Origin of the sequence: Puia sp. (assembly GCF_036500295.1) — a bacterium.
Classification (GTDB): domain Bacteria; phylum Bacteroidota; class Bacteroidia; order Chitinophagales; family Chitinophagaceae; genus Puia.
Window position 1 is genome coordinate 125,873 of record NZ_DASYCH010000003.1, and the last position, 26,148, is coordinate 152,020.

Consider the following 26,148-nt stretch of genomic DNA (forward strand, 5'->3'; position numbering starts at 1 on the left):
CCATACATGAATATAATTCAACGATTTGCTATCGGCCTGATTTGCCTGCTTTTTTTGACGAACGGTAAGGCACAAGGCTTCTTGAGGGCGAAAGGGAAGCTGATCGTCAACGAAAAAGGCGAGAAGGTGATCCTCCGGGGGATGGGGCTGGGCGGGTGGATGCTACAGGAAGGCTATATGCTTAAACTGGGGCCCGTAGGACCTCAGTACCTGATCAGGCGCAGGATCGAAGAGCTGATCGGCAAGGAGAAGACGGCAGTCTTCTATAACGGCTGGCTTGCCAGTCAAACACGGAAGATCGATATCGATTCGATGGCTTCCTGGGGTTTCAATTCGGTTCGGCTACCCATGCACTATCGCCTTTATACCCTTTCTGTCGAAGAGGAACCCGTGGCCGGCAGGAACACCTGGCTGGAAAAAGGTTTTGCGCTGACCGATAGCCTGCTGGCCTGGTGCAAGGCCAACCACCTTTATCTCATCCTCGACCTGCACGCCGCGCCGGGCGGACAGGGACACGACTATAATATCTCGGACCGGGATTCCACCAAGCCCTCACTTTGGGAGAGCCGGGCCAACCAGGAGAAGATGGTCGCCCTCTGGCGCCGGCTGGCCGAAAGATATGCCAACGAACCCAATATCGGGGGGTATGATATCATCAACGAACCCAATTGGGGCTTTGAAGATCCGGCAGACAGGAACGGGTTGAAAGAAACGAAGAATGCGCCGCTTCGCAAGCTGATGATGGACATCACAGCCGCTATCCGGGCGGTGGACAAAAAACATCTCATCATCATCGAGGGTAATGGCTGGGGAAATAACTACCGGGGCGTGCTTCCTCCCTGGGATAATAATATGGTGTTGAGCTTTCACAAATACTGGAACCCCAACACCGAAGACGCGATCCGCGGCTCGCTGGAACTGCGTGAGAAATACAATATTCCTCTTTGGCTTGGGGAGTCGGGTGAGAATGACAACACCTGGTACCGGGACTGCATCCACCTCATGGAGAGCCATGACATCGGCTGGAGCTGGTGGCCGCTGAAGAAGATCGGCACCAACAATCCCCTGGAGGTCCGGATGACGCCGGAATATCAGAAGGTGGTGGACTATTTCACGGGAAAGGGACCTAAACCGACGGAGCTTGAAGCGGAGGCAGCCTTCGACGGGCTACTGCGGAATGTGCGTCTTGAGAATAACATCTACCACAAGGAAGTGACCGACGCCCTCTTCCTACCGTAAAAATTGCTGCAGCTGCTGAAAACCGCTGATCAGCTTCTCAAAATCATCTTTTGTATGCGGCCAGTTGATCTTGTTCCTGCGGAAGGTGTGTTTGATGAGCGTGTCCGCTTTGTGACAGTCCTCTTCATCGAAAAAATAGGATTTCCACACCGGGGGAAGGTTGTCATAGTGCTTGAGACCAAAGCCGTTGCTATACACTTTTAGCGGGGAAGGGAAATAGGCGACATCCACAACGCTTTCGTTCCTGTCGTTAACCCATTTGAAAAAGGATTCCCAAAACTGGCAGTGATTGAAGAGTCTTTTTCTGATGTCCGCATCGCTTTCCTTATGGGTGGCGGGTATCCGCCATTGATTGTTATAAGCGGAGAAAGGATCTTTCTCCGGACTGCCGGAGGGCATGAGGTGGGGGCGAAAATGACCGGTGATGCCGCTGTCCATCCGCAGGTCGAGCTCGGCCTTTGTCAGCGACAATACATGATAGATATAGGTCCGGCGCCGCTGATTGGTCAGGTACAGGCGATCGGCTTTCAAAGCCCAGCTGCCATAGTCAAAGTGACCGAAATCCTGCGAGTAGGAGCCGTCCTGCCGCAGCTCTAAAAAGCTGACGAAACTGAGGGTCGTGTCGGCGTGTTCCGTGCCATCGGCCACGGGCGTGTAGAAATAGAGGCCGGTGCCGGGTTTGTCGGGGCTGCAGGCGAAGAAACTCATAAAGAGGAGCGCGACGGCTATATAGAGCAGGGGTTTCATGCAATGATCTTTTTTATCACGGGATATCAACGAAGAAATTCTTCCATCTGCTGGAAGGCGCCGAGGAACATCTTGTACTTACTATCGGTATTGGCCCATGCAATAGTTTTATGACGGAAAATGTCCTGGATCATATCGTTGGCCTTGCGGCAGTCCTCTTCGTCAAAGAAGAAAGCCTTCCAGCGGTCGGGCAACTCTTCATAGGGCTTTAGTCCGAACCCATTGCCATATATCTTGATCGCGGTGGGGGTGCTTCTGACATCGACCATGTTCAATTTTTTGTCCAACGCCCATTTGAAATAATATTCCCAGAATTTGCAGTGGTTGTAGAGTCTTTGTTTTATTTCCGCATCGGTTTCTTTATGGGTGGCAGGCAGGCGCCAACGGTTGTTCTCCGCGGAGAACGGGTCTTCCGTGCGATTGTCTGAGGGGAAAGGCCTGCTTTCGAAGTGTCCTGTCCTGCCTTTGGCGACGACAAGCTCCATTTCTTTGGGGGTAGGCAGCTTCATGGCATACACATAGGTTTTATGTTGCTGACTGGTAAGGAAAAGCTGATCCTCCTTCCGGTTCCAGCTGCCATATTCGTATCTGCCGAAATCAAGGGTGTAGCTGCCGTCCGGGCGCAATTCGATAAAGCTGGCGGGGGTCAGTTCCCCGGTCGTGTCCCTTCCGGGGCCGCTGCCATAACTATAGAACCATAGATGATCCCGCGGACCACCGCATCCGGAAAGCGCATTAAGCACGATAGCCAGGGATAGCCATCGGTAAAACTGTTTTTTCATCTGCTACAATATACAAAATAGGATCAATTCCCGGAAGTAGGGCTGTTTCTGAGCTCCGCGAGGTATCGATAGATGGCCGGCTGGCTGCGGCTAGCCTCGTCGGTTGGCGGTTGGCCGGCCGGAAGAGGGTCGGCGGTGACATTTTCCCCTTCCGCGGTGATGGCGATGGCGGCTGCGGTGTCCGCGAGCTGCAATTGGATCAGGTTGCTGATCTCGGCCTTCCCCTGCGGGTCGTATAAGGGAAAGCAGACCTCGATCCGCCGGTAGATATTCCGGTTCATCCAATCGGAGGATCCAAGGAAGAACTCTTCCTCTCCACCGTTGTGGAAGATAAAGACGCGGCCGTGTTCGAGATAGCGGTCGATGATCCGGCGGATGGTGATGTTACTGCTTTGCCCGCTGACGCCGGGCACGCAGCAGCAGATTCCGCGGATGAGCAGTTGTATCCTTACCCCCGCATTCGAGGCCTCATAGAGCTTTTCGATGAGTATTTTTTCTTCGAGATTGTTCATCTTGATGATGATGGATGCCTGCCGGCCTTTCCGGGCATGGGTGATCTCGCGGTCGATGAGTGCGAGGAATCGTTCCTGCAGGTTGAACTGGGCGACCAGCAGATGATGGAAGGCGATCTTTTCGGCTTTTCGCGGGTCTTTGCGTTTGCAGAGGAAGATGAACAGCAGTTCGAGCTCGCGCATCAGCTCGTGGTTGCCGGTGAGCAGGATATGATCGGTGTAGAAACGGGCGGTATTCTCGTTGAGGTTTCCCGTGGCCAGCAGTCCGCAATAGTGGATGCGGCCATCGACCCTTTTCTTTGCCAGGCCGATCTTTGCGTGGACCTTGAGCCCGGGGATGCTGTAGATGATCTTTACGCCGGCCTCTTTCATCTTTTTTGCCCAGCGGAGGTTGTTGGCCTCGTCGAAGCGGGCCTTCAATTCCACGAAGACCGTAACTTTTTTGCCATTGCGGCAGGCGCTGATGAGGGCATGTACGATGCGGGAGTCTTTTGCGACGCGGTAGAGGGTGACATAGATCTCTTCCACCTGCGGATGGATGGCGGCTTCGTTGAAGAAGCGGAGGACGGGATCGTAGGCCTCATAGGGGACGTGAAGCAAAACGTCTTTTTCCATGATGGCCTGGAGGAGGCTGGGCCGGTGGTCAACGTTTCTTGCGATGGCCGGCAGGGGCTTGTAGGACAGTGCGGGGTCTTTGACGGGAAAGCCTGCGAGATCGCGCAGGTTATGGTAGCATCCGCCTTCCACGCGGGTGGCCCCCTGCAGGTTGAGCTGCCGGATCAGGGTCTCGAGGATGGGGAGGGGGATGCCGGGTTCATATAACAGCCGGGTCGCCAGACCTGCGTCCCGTTTGGCCAGTTTCTTTTCGATCTTTTCCGCGATGTCGCCCTGGTATTCGTCATCGAGATCGAGCTCGGCATCACGGGAGATCTTCAGGCTGAAGACGCCGCTGACGATGGCATAGGGAAAGACAAAAGAAAGGTTCTCCCGGATGATATCGTCGATGAACAGGATGTGCCGGGACGCTCCCTCGCCGGTCGGGAAAAAGCGGGGCAGACTGTCCGATGGGATATTGAGGATGACCAGATCTTCGCCGGGACCATCCTGATCGAGGATAACAAGGAAATAAAGATGATCATTCTCCGGAAAGAAATCACTGCCGGTTTGCAGGAGATGCAGCGGTTGCAGGAAGGCGAGCACCTGGGTGAGAAAATAGTTGGTGGCAGCCTGCCTTGCTTCGGATGGGATCGGCTCATGATAGTTGAAATGGATCCCATGGGCTTTCAGTGCCGGTAATAGCCCGCCGGTGAGCAGCCGGCCGAAGTGTTCCAATTGGGTATGGAGGCGGGATGAAATTATTGTTAAGAGTTGGACACCCGACGCAGAAGTATAGGAATCCTTTGTCTCTTTTATCTTTTGCAGGGCGGCAACGGCGGGGATGCGCACCCGGTAAAACTCGTCGAGATTGGAACAGTAAACGGAGAAAAAGAAGACCCTTTCCAATAGCGGGGTCTTTTCTCTCGCGGCTTCTTCCAGCACGCGATAGTTAAAGGTCAGCCAGCTGAGGTCACGGTCAAACCGGGAGGTGTGGGACATAACGCAAAATAGGAATTTTATCCAACAAAGAAACGACCCGGCATAATGCCGGGCCGCTCATAAAAAAACCCCTGCCTGTTGTAATCGCCTGCCATTCTTGTTTCCGAGTGCCTGCCGGAAGTGTAAGTCCTTTATGCTGTTGTCAGTGTTTATTGATCAAACAAATTTACAACCGATAATCACCCAAGTCAATGTACCGATCATAGCATCTTGTGTACATATCGTGACTTCTTTCGGCAAGCTGCTTCCACGTGTTCGCAGAGGTTCCTGACCGTTATGCGTCCTTCCAGTTTTACGCCGTTTATAAAAAAGGAAGGCGCTTCTTTTACACCCAGTTTTATGCCTGCCACCAGATCGTCCTGAACGTATTGGCCGTATCTGCCGGTGACCAGACTGTCCAGGAAGTTGATGCCGCCGATGCCGAGGTCACGCGCGTAAAACGCCAGACTTGCGGTGCCCAGGTTCCGGCGGTTGTGCAAAAGGAGATCGTGCATCTGGGGAAATTTTCCCGCCTGTGCCGCGGCGATGGCTGCCTCGGCCGCTTTGTGCGCACGCTGGTGGATCCTCAGTTGAGGAAAATGGCGGTAGTTGAAATTGACCATGCCCGGGAAACGCTGCAACACTTCGCGAACGATAAGATCATCGTGCAGCGCGGTCTCGCATTCATAGTCACCGTATTCCATCAGCGTGACGGGAGCTTTGGGATGCCCGATGAATATATCTTTCGGGAGGATGACGGGAACGTCTTTTTTGTAGTTCATTTTATTACCGGTTTAATTTAACTGAAATTCGAAATGCTCTCTTTTTTGAAATCGGTGAAATTCTTTCCGTATACGGTCTTGAAGAATTTGCTGAAATGTGCGATGTCATCGAATCCCAGATGATAGGCTATCTCCTTCATGCTCACGTCGGAATAAGCGGCTTTGCGCCGGGCTTCAAGGACCACGCGCTGACGGATATGGTAACCGGCGGAATACCCCGAGATGCGTTTTACGATCTCGTTCAGATAGTTGGGGGTTACCGCCAGTTCACTGGCATATTCCTTCACCAGTTTGCAGCACATGTACTTCTTCTCAACCAGGGAGATGAAATTCTTTACCAGCCGGACGTTCTTTGTCTGTACGGACACCTGAAGGGCGCCGTCGAACTGCCGTGCGAGATAGATGAGGAAGATGCTGGTATACCTTCTTATTATTTCCTTTCGGAGCAGGTAGCCGCCGTAGAGCTCCTTGTGGAGCCGACGGATGATACCGTCGACCTCGCAGGCCACTTCCGGTTCCATATTCATTCCGGGGCTGCGCATCAGCAGGTGGAAAAGACCGGACCGGTATAGTAATTCGAAATCGTCGTTCCCGCCGTTCATCAGGTGTTCGGGCAGGGAGATGAGATAGCCTTCGGCGGTTTCGTCGAGTTCGACCTGGTGCAACTGGCCGGGGACGATGCAATACAGCATATTGCTGCCCATCCGGTATTTTTTCAGATCGATATCCAGGCAACCGTTGCCGTTTTTGATCCAGATGATCTCGATGTGCTCGTGACGATGGGGCATCAGATGGTCTTCGTTTTTGTTCTCGCGAAGCCATTGCAAGGATTGGATGTCGAGCGTGATCTCTTTTTGGTTGCTTTCCGTTTCGGATGCAGTTGGTTTGATAGACATATGATAGGAATTATTGCGTCGGATTATGTCTTTTCCAATTGCATGCCAAGCTATAAATTAATGAATCACAAAACGTTGTAACTTCGGGTTGATAGCGGGTTTACGAAATATCGCTATTTCGCAGAAATTAATCGAAATATCGTCGCATGGTCGTTCTTCAACGGATAACGCCCGGGTGGGCTTTGATCCTGATCCTTTTACTGCCTGCGAAAGGGTGGGCCCAGTCCGGGTTCCAGCGGGTGGATGAGCATATCCTCGAGAGTCTTGCGGCCGGGAGGACCGATGGGCAAACCCGGCTTTGGCGGTTCGTTTCCAATGCAAATAATTATGTCAATGCAGGGATACCCGTAGGTGTGCTGGTGGACGGGATCATCAGGAATGATGTGCCAACAAAACGCAATGGCCTTTATATGGCTGTCAGCACGGTCAGCACCTATCTGCTGAACCTGGCGATCAAGCAGCTTGTCAAACGGCCAAGGCCTTTTCTGACCGATACGCGGCTGGTCCCGGTCTATCGGCCGGGGGAATATTCTTTTCCATCGGGACATACCTCTTCGGCTTTCAGCGTCGTCACTTCGCTGAGCCGGTCCTATCCCAAATGGTATGTCATCGCCCCTTCTTTTCTTTGGGCCGCTGGGGTTGGGTATTCCCGGATGTATCTCGGTGTTCACTATCCGACCGATGTGGCTGGTGGGGCGGTGCTTGGGGCGGGGACGGCGTTTGCGTGGGGTTTTTTGCGGCGGTGAATCGAAAATTGTGAATATGGTCTTTTGTCGCTAGTTTGCGTCACGGATGAAAACTTATGTCATCGGCGATATTCATGGGGCACACCGGGCCTTGCAACAGGTGATCCAGCAGGTTGGGCCCGGGTCCGGAGACCGGCTGATCTTCCTTGGCGACTATGTGGATGGGTGGTCGCAGTCCCGGCAGGTGATGGAATATCTGATGGAACTCAATGCCAGGCATAACTGTATTTTTATCAGGGGCAATCATGACGCCTGGTGTGAAGAGTGGCTGGCCGGAATGGACGCCGATCCCAGTTGGCTGATGCATGGCGGCAGGGCGACCGTCGAGAGCTATTCGGGCATCGGTCCGATGGAGCGGATCCGGCATCTTGCATTTTTCGGCCGGATGCAACCTTATTTCGAAGAGGATGGACGGCTGTTTATCCATGCGGGGTTCTCTTCGATGCATGGGCCGGCGATGGAGCATTATGAAAGCAATTTTTTTTGGGACCGGACGCTATGGGAAACGGCGCTTGCCACCGATGCCCGTATTCCTAAGGATAGTATTCACTATCCGCGGCGGCTTCTGCTCTACCAGGAGATCTACATCGGTCATACCCCAACCACTAATTACGGATTGGACACGCCCATGCATTGTTGCAACGTCTGGAATATCGATACGGGGGCGGCATTTACCGGCAGGGTGTCCATGATGGATATCGCTACGAAGAAGGTCGCTCAGAGCGATATCGTCCAGCGGTTGTATCCTGGGGAGCCGGGAAGGAATCGATAAAGACGCCGTTGCTGTCTAGTCGAGTTTCGTTCGCAAAATTTTCCCATTATAAACGATATTTTTCACCGGTTTGCCGGTGGCCGTCATCACTTGAAGCGCGAAGGTGCGATGAACGGGGCGGCTGGTCATGCCGGCGGGTGCGCCGGGTTGCAGCGTGAGGGTTTTTGTCGCGTCGTTCCAACTCATGCGGATCCAGGTGGCTGTGCCGCGGAGATAGTCCTCGCTGATGCCGTCGTCGTCGTAGAGTGTGAAGTCGCCGTCGGCGCCGGGATAGATGCGAAGGGTTGTCGGGGCTGTCACGGGCTGTTCGGTGTATTGCCGGATGGGATCGAAGGGGATGATGGCGCCTGCGCGGACATAGATCGGCATGATCGACAGATCGACGGGACGGTCGATGGTGGCGCCGCCTGTGGCGGGATCGTTTGTCCACCAATCATACCATTTTCCGGCGGGCAGGTATACGCTGCGGTGTGTCGCGCCTTTTTCGAATACGGGGGCGATGAGCAGATCGGGTCCCCAGAGATATTCGCTTCCCAGGCCGCGGGCGACCGGATCGGCGGGATAGTGCAGCCAGAGGGCGCGCATGAGGGGCATGCCCGTGGCGCGGGCTTCCCATGCTAACGTATAGGTATAGGGAAGAAGTTGATAGCGCAGTTCATCATATTTTTTGACAACGGGTTCGACTTTGGGATTGTTCATTTCGGAAAGCAGGACATTCCGTTTGACGACTTCGCTGTCTGGGCCGGGTTTGGTAGAAGTTTCCAGGTCGCCGCGGTCACCCTGACCCCAGCCCCAGGGCAGGATGGTCATGGTCGTCCGGCCATGGGTGCGGAAGGCGGGACAGAAAGCGCCAAACTGGAACCAACGGGTAAATAGTTCGCCCGTTTTTTCATTATTGGAGTAGAAGCCACCGATATCGGAGCCCCAGTAGGGGCCGATGCTTAGCGAGTGATTGATGCCGACCGCTATCTGGCCTTCGAGGGTCTTCCATGACGATTCGGTATCTCCCGACCAGACCCAGCCGCCCCAGCGGGCGATGCCGAGATATCCATTGCGGTGCAGGCTCCAGGGGCGAATATTCGGGAAGGTGGACAGCGGACCCTGGTAATACATCTGGTGCCTTTTTATACGTTCGTAGAGGTTGAACCAGTCGCCTTCATCGGGCCAGAAGGCATCGGCGCCGGTCTTCATCAGCGGGACATGCTGCGCCCAGTAGTTTTGGATATGACCTGCATCCAGTTTCTCGCCGGGGGCGGCGGGGATCGTACCGTGCAGGGTGGGGAGCTTGTCGCGGTCCCAGGGGACCATATGCAGGATCACCTTTACATGCATTGCGTGAAAATCGGCCAGCACGGCGGCGGGGTCGCGGTGGAAGACCGCGGGGTTGAACTGGAACGAAGGCTGTTTGGTATTCCAGCCCTGCGGCGTAAAGCCGGTGCCAAGATAGATGACTGCGTCAAGGGGAATGCGTTTTGAACGGAAGCTGTCGACGATGCCGAGGATATAGTTCTCGTCCTTTATCGTTCGATGCGACTGCATATAGCCCAGCGACCATCGGGGCGGAATGACCGCCGGACCCGTCAATGTGGACACGTCTTTCATAAAGGCCGCGGGCTGCCGGGCGTCGAAGACGATACAATCATATACTCCGGGGATCACGCTGGCGGCGGGGGGAAGGCCTTTCGCGAGGGCGAGGCCCTGGTTGTGTTCGTTTTGTTGGGTTGTATCTCTGGCTGTGGGCTTCCAGGGATGGAAGACGCCATGGTCGGCTGCCTGCATATCGATCTGTCCCCAGGGCGTCGCGATAAAGAGCGCCCACCCTTTTGTACCGATGAGCAGGGGTACGGGGTTGCGGGAACCGTAGGCGTCGCTTTGCCAGCGGGGCTGCATGTCCTGCCATCTCCCCCGCCGGTCGAATTCGATGGGGGCGGTTCGCCAACTGACGCCCGGCTGAGGCTTGTGTCCCCCTTCTCCAAGCCCGAGTACGGGTGCATCATCCAGTGCGAAGGTGAGTGTGCTGTCGCCAAAGACAAGGCGTTGAACGGGCGACCCGTCCTTTGTCATAACGGTGACGGTCAGCGGGGCCGGGGTCACCTTTACCACGAGATCCCCCACCGGCCGGGTGACGGGTGCAGAAATATCGGTCAGCGCCAGCACAGGGCTCGGGTAGGGGTAGTCCACCAGTGCGGGGCTGAAGGGAAGGGCGGCGGTATCGCTCAGGGGCTCCAGCGTTATGCGGACGCTGTGTGCACCGGCTTCCCGGATAGACAGCCGCGCAGGGGCGCCTGCCGAAAGGATAGGTTGAGCAAGTGCGGTAGCCGTTTGGAGCAACAGCGACAGACCGGCGAGCGGAAGAAGGCGACGTGGATTCACGGTATGCTTGATGTTTCCGAAAAGTTCCGCGATCCGGTGAAGACCGGGCGGATGCATTTTAGCCGATCTCAGTCGCATTTTAACCGATCGGGTTAATTTTTATCGACGAACTTTTTATTGGCGTCATTATACCGGTCGCCGATGTTGGGGTATTGCCGGATCAGCTTATCGATCGCTGCAAAATCATCTTTGCCGAGGGTGACGTTTACGGCGCCGGCGTTATCGAGGAGATATTTCCGGCGTTTGGTCCCCGGTATCGGAATGATATTGTCCCCTTTAGCGAGTACCCAGGCGATGGCCAGCTGAGCCGGTGTACAGCCTTTTGCTTCAGCCAGCGCAGCAAAACCGGCAGCGAGCAGGCGGTTATTATCTGCGTGCTCGCCATGATAGCGTGGCAGGGCCTTGCGGAAATCGGAATCGCCGAGCTGGCTGAGATCCAGCGCATTGGTCATCAGGCCGCGGGCCAGCGGGCTAAAAGGAACGAGGGTGATGTGCAGTTCCGCGCAGACCGGGAGGATCTCCTTTTCCACATCGCGGGTGAGAATGGAATATTCGCTTTGGAGTGCGCTTATCGGATGAACCGCGTGAGCCCGGCGGATGGATTGCGGGGAAGCCTCTGAGAGCCCGAGATAACGGACCTTTCCTTCTTTCACCAGGTCGGCCATGGCGCCTACGGTCTCTTCCACGGGAATTTTGGGGTCGATGCGGTGCGCATAATAAAGATCGATGACATCGGTCTTCAACCTGCGGAGGCTTGCTTCCACTGCTTTTTTCGCGTGGGCCGGCGAGGCGTCGAACCCACCCATTTTGGCATCCGCATAGGCAAGAAAACCGAATTTTGTGGCGATGAAGATCTTTTGCCGGTTGGGCTGAAGCACTTTTGAGACGAGTTCTTCATTGGCGCCGTTGGCATAGATGTCGGCGGTATCCCAGAAATTGATGCCGATCTCGACGGCCTTTTCCAGGGTTGCGATCGATTCGGCGTCGTCCGGCTGGCCGTAAGCATGGTTCATGCTCATACAGCCGAGACCGATGGCGGAGAGCCGGATGTTGGTATTGCCGAGTGTTCTATATTGCATTGTCATAATTTTAGATCGTATGGATGAATATGTTATAAATGTCGGAAAAGTTGAAGAATGGCAGATGATCAAAGATATCGCTACGCTCGATGAGGTATTCCAGCGGGCCAAACGGGTGTTGGTCGGCGGCGGAATGGTTGCGTTGGTACGGGAACAGCGGGATGGATCATCTTATCGTTTTGAACAGTTTACCAACCTCGAGGACTTCGAGGAGTATCGGAAGAATGTATATAAATATTTGTAAATAAAAGAGGCCGTCCTCGCGGGACAGCCTCTCCCGGCACATTTGCCGGCAGATTATTTTTGGAGCAACCCGGTTAAGCGAAATTAACCGAAGGTTTCCATGATTGATCTGTAGATTGCATGAATACCTCCTTTTTTTTGGTGAACGATAGGTATGAAGTTACGACAAAAAGGATTCCGATCGACGGGTAAGCCGGTAAATTTTCTTCACAATAACCATATAGGGTTATGACAGTTGCCGGTGAAGGGCCCACTTTCTAAGTTTCCCCACCAGTTCATCGAGCTTTACAGGTTTGCCGATATAATCATTCATCCCCATCCGTAGGCATTCTTCTTCATCGCCTTCCATGGTGTTGGCCGTTAGTGCAATGATGATGGGCTGATCGACGAGTCCTGATTGCCGGATAAGCCGGGTTGCTTCCAGTCCGTCCATTTCGGGCATTTGGAGATCCATGAAAATAATGTCATAGCCGGTGGTGAGTGCGGCGTCGACGGCTTGTTTGCCGTTTTCCACGATGAGGGGCATATATCCGAGTTTCTGGAGGATATAAAGGATCACCTGCTGATTGATCAGATTGTCTTCGGCGATCAGAATATTCAGCGGGAATGTGGAAGAGAGTTTATCGGGTAGTCTTGGCTGCATCGACCGGCCTTCGACGGGCAACTGTCCGTGGTTCTGGAGCGCAGCCAGGATATGCCGGTGCATGACCTGCTGTTTGATGGGCTTGGTCATCACGGCATTGAACAGCTGGTAATGATTCTTTTTGTATTCATCCCCCACCGAGCTGAGAAGGATGATGGGAATATGCGGGTAACGCGCGCGGATCGTTTCGGAGAGCCGGATGCCATCCATATAGGGCATCTGCATATCGGTAAGCACCAGGTCGTATCGATCGTCGGAGGTAAGGATGTTCAAGGCTTCCACACCCGATGCGGCCGGCACGGGCTGGAGGTTCCAGTATTCCAGTTGTGTCTTGAGGATCGTCCGGTTGGTGCTGTTATCGTCAACGATAAGTATCTTCTTTCCGGCGTGTTCGGGAAGGCCGGGATCGGCGGGGTGCTGGTCGATGCCTGCGCGGGTGTGGATCGTAAAGAAAAAGGTCGACCCTTTATGTGTCTCGCTTTCCACGCTGATGCTGCCGCCCATCAATCGGACCAGTTGTTCGGAGATGGCGAGGCCCAGACCGGTGCCGCCGTATTTGCGGGTGGTGGAGGAGTCCACCTGGGAGAAGGCTTTGAAAAGACGGCCGAGCTTGTCCGGGGGGATGCCGATCCCGGTATCCCTTACCTCGAAGCCCAGCGTCAGGGCATCACCGTCGCCTTTCTCCAGCACGCGGACCCCGATATAGATCTCGCCGCGCTCGGTGAACTTCATGGCATTGCCCACCAGGTTGGTCAGTACCTGGCGGAGCCGCAGATCGTCGCCCCGGATGAAGGTGGGCACGTCATGCTCTATCTGGTTGAGGAGTTCGACATCCGCTTTGGCGGCACGCGCGCCGAAGAGATCGAGGATATGTTCGATACTGCTTTGCAGGTTGAAATCCTCTTCCTCCAGTTCCATGCTACCCGATTCAATCTTTGAAAAGTCGAGGATGTCGTTGATCACGTTGAGCAGGGTGTCGCCGCAGACCGCGATGGTCTCGGTATACGTTCGCTGCTGTTCGGTGAGGGGTGTCTCGGCGAGGAGGGAGGCCATACCGATGACCCCGTTCATCGGCGTACGGATCTCATGACTCATCGTGGCCAGGAAAATGCTTTTCGCTTTATTAGCCCGTTCGGCCTCTTCCCTGGCTTTCTCCGCGTTGTGCCAGGCTACCTCGAGGGCATCGGCATTTCGTTTTCGTTCCGTCAGCACAAAGGCCTCCCGTTGCAGGGCGATCATCTGCACGGTCTGCGCGATCTGAATCTTACCGGACCTTCGCAACTGGTATGCCCAGAGGCCGCAGATGAAGACGATGATGGTGGTAAGGATAATATGAATGACATAGGTCTGAAGATCGAGGTGATCCAGGCGGGTGAAATAGATCGTTGTATTGCCGGAGTATTGCAGGTAGTTGAAGAGGCTGTGATGCGCCACGACGAAGAGCAGCAGCGGGATCTGCAATTTCCAGTTTTGATAGGTGATCAGGATGGCGCAACCGATGAAAGCAAAAAAATGCATTTCGAAGAGACCGTGCATCTGGTAGATATATTGCGCCATGAAGAGCGCCAGAACCATGCTCAGGACGTATTGATAAAGATCGGATTGGGGCAGGATCCATTTTATGGAATAATACGCGGCTACCGACAACCCGCCCACGCCGAGGGCGATGCCCCAGGTATCGAAGTAACGGGCGAGGACAAGCCCGATCACGAAGAACGAGAGCAGGAAATAATTCATGAGGGTATCGCTCCGCTTCTTGACCTCGCCGCGGAAATATTCCGTCTGGGCTTCCAGGTCTTCCCTGGTCTTTTCGGTAATTAGCGTTGACGGGTTCATCTGTTGCAGGTGGGTAATTGACATCCGTAGGCTTTCAAGGCCAGCGGATCGAAGTTTTGGGAATAGTTGTTTTTCAACAAACCCACCAGCGCCAGCCGGGCGAACCCGGTCTTTTCATCGCTGCAATAGCGGCTGCGGTTATAGTTGCCCCGATAGAAAAGCTTCTGATCCTTGTCGATGATCACGGCCTGAGGCGTGGAGTAAACTCCGCAAGACGCGGCTATGGCACTGTCGTTGAGCACCGGGATCGGGTAGGGGAGATTGAACTTTGTCTGTAATTCTTCGGCCGTGAATGCGTCGGGGCTCATCACGACGATGGCAAACCGGGCCTGCTTGCCATATTGCTGGACGAGGGCTCTGAACTGGGGCATATTGAACCGGCTGCAGGGACAGTCGGGGTTGAAAAAATGGAGGAATAGCGGCTTGTTGTCCGTGGGAAACAGGGACGCGGCCGTGGATGGCAACCGGACGGGACTCCCCAGCCCGACGGCGTGATAGTTATCCGGTACGGGAGTGGGCAAACTGTATTTCCACTCATACCGCCAGAAGATGACGCCGACGCCAATGGCCAGCACCAGCAGCCAGGAAATGGCTAGCTTTTTTCTCAACCTGTTGGATATCATCATAGGAATGGATGGTACATATAGGGTATACCCCTCCAACCCAATAACGCAAGATTTACTTCCTTTATTAGGTGGAATCACTTATTTTTCTGCTAAACTAGACAGACGTGTCTATTTTGCACAAAACCGGTACCTTTATGTTATGCGGGACTCGGCCGTAAAAGACAGGATCCTGGACACCGCTTCGCGGCTTTTCTACGACCAGGGTTATCACGCGACGGGGATCAACCAGATCATCGAAGAGGCGGATATTGCCCGCGCGTCCCTCTACAATCATTTTACTTCCAAGACCGAACTCCTGCTGGCCTATCTTGACCGGACGCATGAGGATTGGTTTCTGGAGCTGGACCGGTATCTCGCAGCGCTACCCACTCCGAAGGAAAAATTGTTCGCCCTTTTTGATCACCGCATTCAGCGTCAGAGAAAGTTGAAGTATAAGGGTTGTCATTTTAATAAGATCACGGCAGAGACCTGCGAAGATGAAGAGGTCTTCCGCCGGGTGAAAATGCATAAGGAGCGGTTCCGTCAGACCATCCGCGACCTGGTGGGGCAAACGGATCACCGGCGGATGATGGATGACGAGACCCTTGCCGATACGCTCTTCCTCTTGCTGGAGGGCGGGATTTCCGTGGGGGCTATGTACCGCAGTTCGGAGTATGCGGAAAAGGCGCGGACGATAGCCGCGATGCTGTTATAGTCGTTCCTGACGGAGCGGGCGTGGACGCCGCGGTGGCAATCAAAGTTGTATCTTCCCCATATGAGAAAAAACCTAACGATCGCCTTGTCCCTGGCTGCGGTTCTGTTGGCCGCGGCGGTAACGGCGCAGCAGCCCGCGCCCGCGCAGGCCCAGGTTCCGGCAGAAAAATATCCGGTGGATTCCGCGTCGGTGGAGCATGCGGGGGTGCCGAAGGGGGAACTGATCCATTGCCGGTTTGACCGGTCGGCTATTTTCCCGGGCACGGAGCGTGACTATTGGATCTATGTGCCGGCGCAGTATCGCGGCGACCGGCCGGCTTGTGTTTATGTCAACCAGGATGGGGTCCAGTGGAAGGCGCCGACCGTATTCGACAACCTGATCGCCGCGGGTGAGATGCCGGTTACGATCGGAGTTTTTATTCAGCCCGGGCGGGTGATCGCGGGGGATCCCGCGGCGGCGCTGGACCGGTTTGACCGGAGCTTCGAGTATGATGGTCTCGGCGATGCCTATGCGCGGTTTCTGCTTGAAGAGATCCTGCCGGACGTAGAGAAGCATCAGACGGCAGACGGAAGGGTCATCCGGCTTTCACGAAACGGCAACGACCGGGCCATCGGCGGCAGCAGTAGCGGCGCGATCTGCGCTTTTACCGCCGCCTGGGAACGGCCCAATGAATTTTCGCGGGTATTCAGCGCCATCGGCACCTATGTTGCCCTGCGGGGCGGCGACCGCTATCCAAGCCTGATCCGTAAGTACGAACCCAGGGCCCTCCGCATTTTTCTGCAGGATGGGAGTCACGATAACAATATCTACGGCGGCGACTGGTGGATGGCCAACCAGATGATGGAGCGGGCACTCGTGTTCGGCGGCTATGCCGTCAACCATGTCTGGGGGGAAGGGACGCATAGTGGCGCGCAGGGCACTTCGCTTTTCCCCGAGGCGATGCGTTGGCTTTGGAAGGGCTGGCCGCAACCGGTGGCAAAGGGCGGCTCCGCCAATCAGACGCTTCGCGACATCCTCCTTCCCGGTGAGGAATGGGAGCTGGTGGGTGAGAAATACGGATTCACCGAAGGCACGGCGGCAGACGCCCGGGGGAATGTTTTCTACCAGGATATTCCGGCCTCCACCACTTACCGGGTGGACGCCGATGGCCGGGCCAAGGTGTTCTACAAAGATGCCAAACGCGCCAGCGGCACCTGCTTTGCCGCCGACGGCAGCCGCTATGAGGTGGCCGGCGCCACAAAACAGATATTGCGCTACGATGCGGCGGGGAAACCGACCGTTATCGCCGACAATATCAACGGCAACGATCTGCTCGTGATGCGTAACGGCAATGTCTACGTCACGGTACCCGATGGTTCGGAGCGGCCCAGCAAGCTGATCCTGATCCGGCCGGGTGGCGAAAAGCTGGTCGTCGACAGCGGGTTGAAATTTATCAACGGGCTTACGCTGACCCCCGATGAGACCCAGCTTTATGTCGCGGAATCTGCTTCGCACTGGGTCTGGATCTATACCATCCGGCCCGACGGGAGCCTGGTAAACAAACAACGGTTTGGCTGGCTGCATTGTCCCGATAATTCCGAAACCGCATGGCCGGACGGGATGAAATGCGACAGTGCGGGCAGACTCTATGTGGCGACCCGCCTGGGGATCCAGGTGCTCGACCCGCTGGGACGTGTCAACGCGATACTTCCCGTCCCTTCGGGTCAGGCCTCCAACTGTTGTTTTGGCGGACCGGGGTTCGATATCCTTTATGTCAGCAGCGGAGACAAGGTTTACCGCCGGAAGCTGCGGGTGCGCGGATGCAATCCCTTCGAGGCGCCCAACAAACCTGGGCCGCCGCATTTATAGTGGGCTGCGGCATTTAGAGGGGCAGTTGCGTTTGCAGGGGCTGCTGCGTTTGCAGGATCAATGATGCTGGAACGTCACTTTAGCCTGGGCAGTATCCACGGCCATAAAGCGGGCGGACTGCGATAGGAAAGAAGAGCCGTAGTAGAATTCTTCTTTCTGGACCTTGCCGTTCTTATAGTGGATGATCGCGCTGCGGTCGTTGGGGCCAAGGGAAAGGGTCGGCTGCTTTTTTTTCAAGGCGAATAATTTCAGGTCATCCCTGTACTGGCTGGCCGCGACCAGGTAGCGTCCGTCGGCGGCGCGCAGCTTCACCAGGGCCTTCCCGTCACCCGGAATATAGATTCCGCTCTCCAGGATGCTCAACGGAGTAAACCCGCCGGCGCCATCCCCTTTTAACAGCAAACCATTCAGCGCATCGTAGCGGCCGATACCCACCTCGGTGCCATAATCGTTCCCGCTGATCAGCACGTCGAGGTTGCCGTCCCCATCAAAGTCATCCACCAGCATCCCATTCAGTACGGACACTTGCGCCATTGCCGGCAGGGGGATCATGGTGAACTTTCCGCCGCCCTCGTTGCGCAGATAGCAGGACTGGAGCATATTGGCTTTTAACCGGAGGGCGCCTTCCCGCTGCTCCGGCGTCAGCATCTCGTCCATCGTGGCAAGGGCAAAGGGTTTAAAATTGGGATACCGTTTCTTGATGGTGCTCCAGTGCTTTGCGATATCGTCCCGGCCAAAGGCGGGGAATTCCTTCTTTTCTCCATTGATATCCTTCAGGTACAGCGAGGGGATCGCAACGTAATTCCCGCTTTTGTCAAAGTCCTTGGCCGTTATGTACACCGGAAAGCTGTCGCTGGCCTGGTACAGGGTATTGCGGCCGACATTGCCGACGATATAGTCCATCCGGCCCAGATGGCGGAAGTCGCCGGCCACGATGGAGTTCCACCAGCCCTGTTTACCGCCGACACCCGAGGTGGAGGTGACATTTACGAATTTCCCGTTTACATTCCTTAAAAAGGTAACGGCCATCCACTCGCCGACTACGATCAGATCGGTCTTGCCATCGCCGTCGAAATCGGTGAACAAGGCATCGCAGACCATCCCGATGTTCTGCAGAGTGGGAGCGACTTCGGCGGTTACATCGGTAAATTTCGCATGGCCATTGACCGCGTCATTCCGGAAGATAAAACTGCTGACCGGTTTTGGATAATGACCCGGGTCGACGCGGCCGGATACGAACAGATCCAGTTTCCCGTCGTTGTTGATGTCGGCGGCCCTGACACATAATTTGCTGCTATGATTTTCGGGTAATGCGGTGGAGTCCTCGGTGAAATTGCCCTTTCCATCGTTGATGTACAACCGGTGCTGATAGTCTTTACTGCCCGTGGGGCTTTTATAGCCACCGCCGGCGATATACAGATCTGGTTTGCCATCGCCATTGGCATCGAACAAAAGCATTCCTTCGTCCTTTGTGTAGGCCAGGGGCATCGGCGCCCGCGGCTGCAGGTCTTTCTGCACGAACCGGCCATTGGGTTGCTGGAGGAACAAATGGGCATGGGTATAGGCGTTGCCGCCGATGACCAGATCGTCCAGGCCGTTGCCGTCGATATCTCCTGCGGCGAGGGCCGGGCAATATTCGGAGAGTTTATGCGGCAGCAGGTTCTGAATATTGAAGTCTATGAACTCGACATCTTTATGTGTATAGTGAAGCCCGGCGGAATCCGTTATTTCCCGGAACAACGCGTTTGCCGCAAGCACCGGACGCTCCGGCGAGTAGGAGTCGGCCGCGTCTGCTATCTTCACTGTCAGCACCTGGTTGGACCGGACGTTTTTCAGCGTTTGTTTTTTTCCGTTTGGCCAGGTGATGACGACGGAGTCGAGCCATTGGGTCGCACCCAGGCCAAAATGCGCCCCCAGCTGCATTGTCGACAAATAGCCCCTGTAGGGATTGTTGTCAAACACCTGTTGTTTTCCGTGATCGTAACGAATGGCGGCCACGGCCCCCAGTCCATTGGCGTTCGCCCCTGCGCCCGCGAACCTGATCTCCAGAAAATGGGTGTTTGCCGTGTCTTTGTCGCGGGTGGTGTTCCGGTAGACGAAGACGGGGTCGTCGATATTGTTGACGACCATATCCATCGCACCGTCGTTGTCGAGATCGGCATAAGCCGCGCCATTCGAAAAGCTGGGAGTTTCGAGTCCCCAGCCGGCCGTCTCATCGCTGAAACTGCAATTGCCGGCGTTCCGGAAGGCATAGTTGTGCAGCTTTATCTGCGGGATCTGTTTGATCATTTCGGGTTTGCTTACGATGCCGACCGATTTTTCCCGATAGGCCATGAAGTCATGGTCCGACACGTCGCGGGGGAACCCGTTTGTGATGATCAGATCGCGATAGCCGTCATTGTCGAAATCGGTGATCAGCGGTGTCCAGCTCCAGTCGGTTTGGGATATCCCGCTCTGGAAGCCGATCTCACTGAAGGCCGGGATGCCGATGGAATCGTTTTGCCCGAGGCGGGGTCCCTGGTTGAGTTGTAGGGTGTTCCGCACATATTGATACTGATAGCCATACAGATCGAAGTTCTGATAGGTATTGGTGTTGTTTGCCGCGGACATCATTTTCTTGCGATAGTTGTCTTCGGGGTTCATATCGAGCTCCACGACGTCCGGCAGGCCGTCGTTGTTGATATCTATCACATCCTGGCCCATCGAGTTGAAGGATGTATGTTTGAAATATTCCTTTGCCCGGTTGGTAAAGGTGCCGTCGTGGTTGTTGATGTAGAGTAGATTGTTGGATAAGAAGTCATCCGAAACATAGATGTCCTTCCAGCCGTCGTTGTTGATGTCGCAGATGGTGGCCGCGTGTCCATAGCCTTCGAAGTTGATGCCTGCCGCATCGGAAACATCGTGGAAAACGGGGTGTTTCGTGATGGGGTCCATGTCGTTGCGGAAGAGTCTGCCTCTGTTGGGTGCGGTGACGCTATTTTCGTGCCGGCGGGTAAAGACCGAGGAGTTGTAGCCATTGGAAGCCTCGTTGACGGTGAGGTACATATCCAGGTCGCCATCGTTGTCATAGTCGAAGAAGCTGGCCATCGTGGATTGTACATGGATATCGAGGCCATATTCCCGGGCCAGGTCTTTGAAGTGCGGAATGCCGTCTTTATCCGTTCCCTGGTTGACATAAAGGATATTTCGTCTGCGGAGGGAGTCTTTATAGATGGTATTGCAGATATAGATATCCATCAGGCCGTCGTTGTTGATGTCGATGATGGATACGCCCCGGGCCCATCTGCCCAGGCCTTCGACGCCCGCTGCTTCCGTGATATCCCGGAACCGGAAGTGTCCTTTGTTCAGATAGAGTTTGCAGGGCACCATATTCCCCGTGAGGAAAATATCGGGTAATCCGTCGTTGTTGAAATCGCCGATCCCGACGCCACCGCCATTGTAGATGTTGACGACATCCATCGGGTTGATCGAGTCATTCTCCGTGATCTTGTTGTTGAAGGTGATCCCTGTGCGGGAGGCCGGCATTTGTTCGAACATCCCTCCGCTGTGGTGACAGGAGGAAAGCCAAATGAGACAAAGACCGAGATAGGTTAGTGGCGCTGGCTTCATGCGGAAAAATAAAAAGGCTCCTTTTTTGAAGGTAGCCTTTTTTATAAGATGAATGATATTAATACCCCGGATTCTGGGTCAGGTTCGGATTGAGGGCTCTGGCCGATTGGGGTATCGGCAACAGTGCACCGTTTTGGGTCAGGCTGGTGTTGTATAAGCCATGCTGCTGGTTATCATGGGTCGGGCCCGGTGCGGGGTTGGGGACGGGGTTATAACTGCCATCCACCGTGCCGTTGGCTGCCTTGATGAAGGCGATGGCCACATCGGAGCCGGCCCTGCAAAGATCGTAGAACACCGAGTATTCGCCGGACAGTTCATGCCGGTATTCGCTCAACACCATCTGCAGGGGATCGGTTATCGGCTGGCCGGGGGTGCCGTCGAAATTTGCGCTGTCTTTCATTATGGCGGGGGCTGGTCCACCCCATGCGCGGTTGCGGACGAGGGCCAGGTCGGCCATTGCGCCGGGGTTATCGCCTGTGCGGATCTTACATTCTGCCCGGCTCAGGAGCACTTCGGCATACCGCATGAGGATTTGGTTCTGATCGCCAAACAGATTGCTCGCGCCCTTGGAATTGGTATTGCCGCCGGTGAGATTCGGGTCCCGCCATTTCTTGGCGCAATAGTATCCGGTGCGGGCTTTATCATCGCCATACCAGGGTCGGGTGAGCGTGCCTACCGTGTTCAGGATCTTACCGTCGTCCCCTTTATAGATCGGGTTGTTGGCGGTAAAGCCCTGTTGCACCTGGTAATAGCCTTTTAATCCGCCAAGTGCTTTGACGATCCCGGGGCTGGCGAGGGTATCGCCGGGGCCACAAATGGTCAGCAGTTTGCGTTTGTCGCCGGGCTGATAGGAGTTCCATAAGGCTGGGTTGCCGTAATCGTAACCCTGGCCCGTGAGTTCCTGCGGCCAGCTGAAATCATCTATCCAGGCGATCTCTCCGCCGGGTGGGTTCCAGCTGCCGTTCCAGTCCTGGGGATCGCCGTCCTTTTTCTCGAACTGGATCTCGAACAGCGACTCGTCATTGTTTTGATGATCGTATTCATTTACGTCGGCAAAACTGGGCAGGAGGTGGTAATTGTTGGTCAGTTCGGGATTGTTGAACGCGGTCAATGCGCCGGCATAGTCTTTCAGCCACATGCGGGCGGCGCCTTCGTAAGCGTATGCGGCGCCTTTTGTCGCGCGGCCCAGATCGGTGCCGGCGAGCGCTGTTTTCGACACCAGCAGGCCTTCGGCGAGCGCCATATCGGTGACCACCTGATGGAACACGGAATCCCGGGTGGACCTTGGCCGGAGACCCAGGTTCACTTTGGTGCTTGTATCGAGTTCGAGCGGGACGCCGCCGAAGGAAGCGGCCAGATAGTAATACGTCAGGCCGCGCAGGAAGAAGGCTTCGCCTCTCAACCTGTTAGCCAGGGCGCCATCGATGACGGCCCGTTGTTCGGCGGAGGTGATGATGGCGAAGGCGGAGTTGGCTCTTGCTATACCGATAAAGGACTGGTTCCAGAAAGTGGTGATCCCGCCGAATGTGGCCGGGATCTGGTAGTTATTCCAGAATACATCGCCTCCCCAGTTGAAGAAATCGTGGGTTCCGAAATTAGCCCGGTACCAGATACACTTTTTCAGCAGATCGCTGTTTTGGTAGGTATCGTAGATGCCGTTGACGAGGGAAACCACATCCGCGGCCTTGTTGAAGGTGCCGCCGGCGGTCCCTTGAAAAGTACTGTTCTGAACAAGGAAATTTCGCTTACAGGCCAACGCAACCAGCATCGCGCTAAAGGCCATTACGATGACAACTATTTTCCATTTTTTCATATCGCTGATTTTTCGATCTTTTGTTAAAATGAAACACTCAGGCCAAAGGTGTACGACCTGGATGGAGGATAGGTTCCGTTATCGACCCCGTTCTGTGTCGCATTGCCGAACTGTATCCCGACTTCCGGGTCGAGTCCGCTGTATTTGGTGATGACGAACAGGTTTTGGGTTGAAAAATAAAGCCTCAGCCTCGACAGCGAGACCCTTTTTGCCAGGGCTTCCGGAAGGGTATACCCGATGGTCAGGTTCTTCAACTTCAAAAAACTCCCATTCTCGACGAAGGCGCTGTTCGGCACGCTGTTCAGGGTATTGTCATCATTGGCCAGTGCCCTGGTGTATTGATTGGAAGGATGAGCCGGTGTCCAGTGGTTGTTGTAATACTTCTGGCTGACGTTCTCCACTCCTTCGGAACCCCTTTTCTGAAAGGTCTGGAGGTCGCTTTCGATATAGTTGAGGATCTTGTTCCCAAACACTCCATAGAAATACAGGTTGATGTCCCATGCCTTCCAGGAGGCGTCGAGGTTCAGGCCGCCGAAGAACTTGGGTTGCGGGTTGCCGAGCTTTACCCTGTCGCTGTCGGCATTCACCACGCCGTCGCCGTTGATGTCTGCGAACCGGCGGTCGCCTGCGCTTGTTGCAGCCCGGTAGTAGATACCACCCGGCGCTTTTGTGTTGAGGGCTTTGACCTCCGCCTGGGATTGGAAGATGCCCTGAGACTTATACCCATAGAACTCGCCTATCGGTCCGCCTACGTAGGACCTTGAAAATTCATCCCAGCCCTGTCCCGTCAGTCCGAGACCGCCGAAGTTCGAGACGAAATTCGTTCCAGATACGATGCTGGTCAGCTTATTTCTGATCGCCGACACCGTAGCGGTGATGCCATATTGAAAATCCTTTCCTTTGTTGCCCCGGTAACTGACTGCAAACTCCACCCCTTTGTTATTCATGCTGCCCACATTCCGGGTGATGAAATTGTACCCCGTCTGTGCCGGCGCTGCGAGGGTGAGCAGGAAATCCTTTGAGTTCCGGTTGAACCAGTCGGCGGTGAAAGTGAGGGCGTTGTCAAGAAAGGCCGCATCCAGACCGATATCCGTCTGAATATCCGTTTCCCATTTCAGATTGGGATTCGAGGGTTGTGTCTGGGCGATACCATTCTGGTACACCTTGTCAAAAGGATAACCAAGATTGTCGTTGCCGTTGCCGTTCAGATTGGCCGGGAAATACCCGGAGTACAGCGCTGCATATTGGAACAGGCCGATAGCGCTCTGGTTACCCACGTGACCATAGCTGCCCCGCAGCTTCAGGTCGGAAAGCCAGGTGACGGGCTTCATAAACGATTCGTTCATTATTTTCCAGGCGATGGCGCCGGAGGGGAATACGCCGTATTGGTGGCCGGTGTCGAACTTGGAGGAACCGTCCCGCCGGATGGTGCCGGTGAGGATAAACCGGTCGTCAAACTGATAGGTCAACCGGGCAAATTCGGAGGCCAGGGTGGCGATCGACTGGCCGTTGCCATATTTGTCGAAGGTGAGATTGGTCAACTGGCCGAGATCGCGGATGCCGCTGTTCGGCGGGATGCCCCCTGCGCCCATCAGCGTGTTTGTGGTCTTTTGCGCGGAAAGGCCGCCGACAAAATTGAGGGTATGTCTTCCGAAGGTTTTATCGTACGCCACCGTGTTCTCCCATAGCCATTCGAAGGTATTATTCACACTCTGGTGGTAGTTGGCGCTGGCTACGATCGATCCCGGGAATTGAATACTGGCCCGGGCGTCTTCGGGGGAGAAGAATGAACTGGAATTATCGCTGATATTCAGCCCGGCGTTGGTCTTGAGCCGGAGTCCGTCAAAAGGCGTCACTTCCAGCGAGGTGCTGGCCAGTACGAAGTTGGTGATGTTCTTGTACTGGTTCGACTCGACGGTATAGACCGGGTTGTTGAACTTGAATACATTGGGATTGACAGGATTGTAAAAGCCATAATTGCCTTTGCCATCCTTGATCTGATTGGTCAGGCGGTTGCCGCTGTCCAGCGTGGGTGGGTTTACCGCCAGTTGGAAAAGCGATCCCTGGCCGCCGGATGGGACTGTATAGGGATTGACGGCATCCTGATAGGTGTATTTGACGCTGGTGGAGGACCGGAGCCATTTGACAGGCTGGTAATCCAGGTTTAGACCGGCGGTCAGTCTTTTGAAGTAAGAACGCAGCGCGATGCCTTTCTGATCGTAATAGCCGACCGAAAAGGCGGACTGGGTTTTATCGTTGCCGCCCCGCATGGCGATGCTGTAATTCTGCGTCAGACCCGTTTGATAAAGGGCGTTTTGCCAGTCGACGCTGTGCAGGGCATCGGGTGTGTGCCAGATAGGTAATCCGTGATAGGAGTGGGTCGAATCGGCTGCTTCCACTTCGTTGGACAGGGTAGCCCATTGTTGCGCGTTGAGCAGTTTGTATTCTCTTGGCCGGGATTGAACGGTTTCATACATGTCATAGTATACCTGAGTCTTCCCTTTCAATCCTTTTTTGGTGGTGATGATCACCACGCCGTTGGCGGCGCGGATGCCGTAGACGGCTGTCGCGGAGGCATCCTTCAGCACGTCTATCGAAGCGATATCATTGGGATTGATGTTATTGATCCCGATGGTGGTGGGGTAGCCGTCCACTACGTAGAGCGGGTTATTGCCACCGCTTGCGAGGCTGCCGATGCCCCGGATCAGGACGCTGGTGTTGCCGCCGGGGGAGGCGTCGTTATTGAGGACCTGTACGCCGGCCGCGCGGCCCTGCAGGGCCTGTTCCGCGGAGGTGATCGGCACTTTCGCGATCTGTTCGGAGCTGACGCTGCTGACGGAGCCCGTCAGATCCCGGCGTTTCGCGACGCCATACCCAATGACCACGACCCCTTGCAGGGAGCGCGGGTCGGCGATCATATTGATATTGATGGAAGTCCTGTTGTCGACAGGAATATCCAGTGAGGTGTAACCAACCATCGAAACCGTGAGAATATCGTGGGGACCGGCATTGACCGTGAACGTACCATCCGTTGCGGTGACTACGACGGTGTTCGACCCTTTGACCTTTATGGTCGCTCCCTGTAGTTCATTCCCGTTCTCGGTTGCGATGACCTTGCCGGTGACCGGCGTGGCCTGGGAGAATCCCGGAATGTCGAAAAGAAGGGTCAGCAGGGAAGTGAAGATAATAGGACGCAGCAGTCGAAGCAAAATGTTCCCCGCACCTGGGTGGCAGGAGTGTTTTGGCATAAGCAAGCTAATTTAAATGTTAGAATGACAAGTTAAATTTCGTCATATATTCTTTATTTATGTAATACTATTTTATCCTTTTCTG

18 protein-coding genes are annotated in these 26,148 nt (G+C 55.0%); 6 read left to right on the plus strand and 12 right to left on the minus strand.

From position 1 onward, the window contains the following. The first annotated feature begins 6 nt into the window (after positions 1-6). Complete coding sequence (locus VGM48_RS01290; protein ID WP_331575799.1) at positions 7-1,239, plus strand: glycoside hydrolase family 5 protein; 1,233 nt, start codon at positions 7-9, stop codon at positions 1,237-1,239. Here VGM48_RS01290 and VGM48_RS01295 read toward each other — a convergent pair. The 5 genes from VGM48_RS01295 to VGM48_RS01315 form a co-directional block, all read right to left on the minus strand. Further along, positions 1,231-1,986 carry a hypothetical protein gene (locus VGM48_RS01295; RefSeq protein WP_331575801.1) on the minus strand — a complete coding sequence of 252 codons (756 nt, stop codon included), beginning with the start codon at positions 1,984-1,986 and terminating at the stop codon, positions 1,231-1,233. The two genes, VGM48_RS01290 and VGM48_RS01295, sit on opposite strands and share 9 nt — an antisense overlap. 26 nt (positions 1,987-2,012) lie before the next feature. Beyond that, positions 2,013-2,768, minus strand: coding sequence for a hypothetical protein (locus VGM48_RS01300; RefSeq protein ID WP_331575803.1), 756 nt, complete (start codon positions 2,766-2,768; stop codon positions 2,013-2,015). A gap of 23 nt (positions 2,769-2,791) precedes the next feature. Beyond that, complete coding sequence (gene ppk1, locus VGM48_RS01305; RefSeq protein WP_331575805.1) at positions 2,792-4,876, minus strand: polyphosphate kinase 1; 2,085 nt, start codon at positions 4,874-4,876, stop codon at positions 2,792-2,794. Between the two features lie 200 nt (positions 4,877-5,076). After that, positions 5,077-5,637 (minus strand): DsbA family protein, encoded by a 561-nt coding sequence (locus tag VGM48_RS01310; RefSeq protein WP_331575807.1) that lies wholly within the window; start codon positions 5,635-5,637, stop codon positions 5,077-5,079. Between the two features lie 17 nt (positions 5,638-5,654). Then, positions 5,655-6,533 carry a helix-turn-helix transcriptional regulator gene (locus tag VGM48_RS01315; protein WP_331575809.1) on the minus strand — a complete coding sequence of 293 codons (879 nt, stop codon included), beginning with the start codon at positions 6,531-6,533 and terminating at the stop codon, positions 5,655-5,657. Positions 6,534-6,679: 146 nt separating this feature from the next. Here VGM48_RS01315 and VGM48_RS01320 point away from each other — a divergent pair, with 146 nt between their 5' ends. Next, positions 6,680-7,279 carry a phosphatase PAP2 family protein gene (locus VGM48_RS01320; RefSeq protein ID WP_331575811.1) on the plus strand — a complete coding sequence of 200 codons (600 nt, stop codon included), beginning with the start codon at positions 6,680-6,682 and terminating at the stop codon, positions 7,277-7,279. A gap of 46 nt (positions 7,280-7,325) precedes the next feature. Continuing rightward, entirely contained in the window at positions 7,326-8,051 is a 726-nt protein-coding gene (locus VGM48_RS01325) for a metallophosphoesterase (RefSeq protein ID WP_331575813.1), read from the plus strand. Between the two features lie 15 nt (positions 8,052-8,066). Here VGM48_RS01325 and VGM48_RS01330 read toward each other — a convergent pair whose 3' ends face one another. Next, a complete protein-coding gene (locus tag VGM48_RS01330) occupies positions 8,067-10,424 on the minus strand; it encodes a TIM-barrel domain-containing protein (RefSeq protein ID WP_331575815.1) in 2,358 nt (785 codons plus the stop codon). A 92-nt stretch (positions 10,425-10,516) separates the two neighbouring features. Then, entirely contained in the window at positions 10,517-11,503 is a 987-nt protein-coding gene (locus VGM48_RS01335) for an aldo/keto reductase (RefSeq protein ID WP_331575817.1), read from the minus strand. 19 nt (positions 11,504-11,522) lie between these two features. On the opposite strand from VGM48_RS01335, the gene VGM48_RS01340 reads away from it, so the two are divergent. Continuing rightward, positions 11,523-11,747: a hypothetical protein gene (locus VGM48_RS01340; RefSeq protein ID WP_331575819.1), complete on the plus strand. Its 225-nt coding sequence runs from the start codon at positions 11,523-11,525 to the stop codon at positions 11,745-11,747. A gap of 225 nt (positions 11,748-11,972) precedes the next feature. Here the strand turns inward: VGM48_RS01340 and VGM48_RS01345 are convergent, their stop codons facing one another. Next, positions 11,973-14,249 carry a response regulator gene (locus tag VGM48_RS01345; protein ID WP_331575821.1) on the minus strand — a complete coding sequence of 759 codons (2,277 nt, stop codon included), beginning with the start codon at positions 14,247-14,249 and terminating at the stop codon, positions 11,973-11,975. Then, positions 14,222-14,833: a peroxiredoxin family protein gene (locus VGM48_RS01350; protein WP_331575823.1), complete on the minus strand. Its 612-nt coding sequence runs from the start codon at positions 14,831-14,833 to the stop codon at positions 14,222-14,224. The genes VGM48_RS01345 and VGM48_RS01350 overlap by 28 nt, the downstream gene beginning before the upstream one ends. 157 nt (positions 14,834-14,990) lie before the next feature. Here VGM48_RS01350 and VGM48_RS01355 point away from each other — a divergent pair, with 157 nt between their 5' ends. Continuing rightward, on the plus strand, positions 14,991-15,545 hold the full coding sequence (locus tag VGM48_RS01355; protein ID WP_331575825.1) for a helix-turn-helix domain-containing protein: 555 nt from the start codon (positions 14,991-14,993) through the stop codon (positions 15,543-15,545). Positions 15,546-15,605: 60 nt separating this feature from the next. Continuing rightward, positions 15,606-17,393 (plus strand): SMP-30/gluconolactonase/LRE family protein, encoded by a 1,788-nt coding sequence (locus VGM48_RS01360; protein WP_331575827.1) that lies wholly within the window; start codon positions 15,606-15,608, stop codon positions 17,391-17,393. A gap of 57 nt (positions 17,394-17,450) precedes the next feature. Here VGM48_RS01360 and VGM48_RS01365 read toward each other — a convergent pair whose 3' ends face one another. From VGM48_RS01365 to VGM48_RS01375, 3 genes are read right to left on the minus strand one after another with little or no spacing between them, the layout of a single operon-like run. Next, positions 17,451-21,002, minus strand: a complete 3,552-nt coding sequence (locus VGM48_RS01365; RefSeq protein ID WP_331575829.1) for a VCBS repeat-containing protein — start codon at positions 21,000-21,002, stop codon at positions 17,451-17,453. Positions 21,003-21,060: 58 nt separating this feature from the next. Next, positions 21,061-22,815, minus strand: a complete 1,755-nt coding sequence (locus tag VGM48_RS01370; protein ID WP_331575831.1) for a RagB/SusD family nutrient uptake outer membrane protein — start codon at positions 22,813-22,815, stop codon at positions 21,061-21,063. A gap of 23 nt (positions 22,816-22,838) precedes the next feature. Beyond that, positions 22,839-26,063: a TonB-dependent receptor gene (locus VGM48_RS01375; protein ID WP_331575833.1), complete on the minus strand. Its 3,225-nt coding sequence runs from the start codon at positions 26,061-26,063 to the stop codon at positions 22,839-22,841. Between the last annotated feature and the right edge of the window lie 85 nt (positions 26,064-26,148).

Excerpts from the sequence above, each read along its gene's own strand:
- VGM48_RS01290 (WP_331575799.1), top strand. The coding sequence starts at position 7 with ATGAATATAATTCAACGATTTGCTATCGGCCTGATTTGCCTGCTTTTT.
- VGM48_RS01295 (WP_331575801.1), bottom strand. The coding sequence starts at position 1,986 with ATGAAACCCCTGCTCTATATAGCCGTCGCGCTCCTCTTTATGAGTTTC.
- VGM48_RS01300 (WP_331575803.1), bottom strand. The coding sequence starts at position 2,768 with ATGAAAAAACAGTTTTACCGATGGCTATCCCTGGCTATCGTGCTTAAT.
- ppk1 (WP_331575805.1), bottom strand. The coding sequence starts at position 4,876 with ATGTCCCACACCTCCCGGTTTGACCGTGACCTCAGCTGGCTGACCTTT.
- VGM48_RS01310 (WP_331575807.1), bottom strand. The coding sequence starts at position 5,637 with ATGAACTACAAAAAAGACGTTCCCGTCATCCTCCCGAAAGATATATTC.
- VGM48_RS01315 (WP_331575809.1), bottom strand. The coding sequence starts at position 6,533 with ATGTCTATCAAACCAACTGCATCCGAAACGGAAAGCAACCAAAAAGAG.
- VGM48_RS01320 (WP_331575811.1), top strand. The coding sequence starts at position 6,680 with ATGGTCGTTCTTCAACGGATAACGCCCGGGTGGGCTTTGATCCTGATC.
- VGM48_RS01325 (WP_331575813.1), top strand. The coding sequence starts at position 7,326 with ATGAAAACTTATGTCATCGGCGATATTCATGGGGCACACCGGGCCTTG.
- VGM48_RS01335 (WP_331575817.1), bottom strand. The coding sequence starts at position 11,503 with ATGCAATATAGAACACTCGGCAATACCAACATCCGGCTCTCCGCCATC.
- VGM48_RS01340 (WP_331575819.1), top strand. The coding sequence starts at position 11,523 with ATGGATGAATATGTTATAAATGTCGGAAAAGTTGAAGAATGGCAGATG.
- VGM48_RS01345 (WP_331575821.1), bottom strand. The coding sequence starts at position 14,249 with ATGTCAATTACCCACCTGCAACAGATGAACCCGTCAACGCTAATTACC.
- VGM48_RS01355 (WP_331575825.1), top strand. The coding sequence starts at position 14,991 with ATGCGGGACTCGGCCGTAAAAGACAGGATCCTGGACACCGCTTCGCGG.
- VGM48_RS01360 (WP_331575827.1), top strand. The coding sequence starts at position 15,606 with ATGAGAAAAAACCTAACGATCGCCTTGTCCCTGGCTGCGGTTCTGTTG.
- VGM48_RS01365 (WP_331575829.1), bottom strand. The coding sequence starts at position 21,002 with ATGAAGCCAGCGCCACTAACCTATCTCGGTCTTTGTCTCATTTGGCTT.
- VGM48_RS01370 (WP_331575831.1), bottom strand. The coding sequence starts at position 22,815 with ATGAAAAAATGGAAAATAGTTGTCATCGTAATGGCCTTTAGCGCGATG.
- VGM48_RS01375 (WP_331575833.1), bottom strand. The coding sequence starts at position 26,063 with ATGCCAAAACACTCCTGCCACCCAGGTGCGGGGAACATTTTGCTTCGA.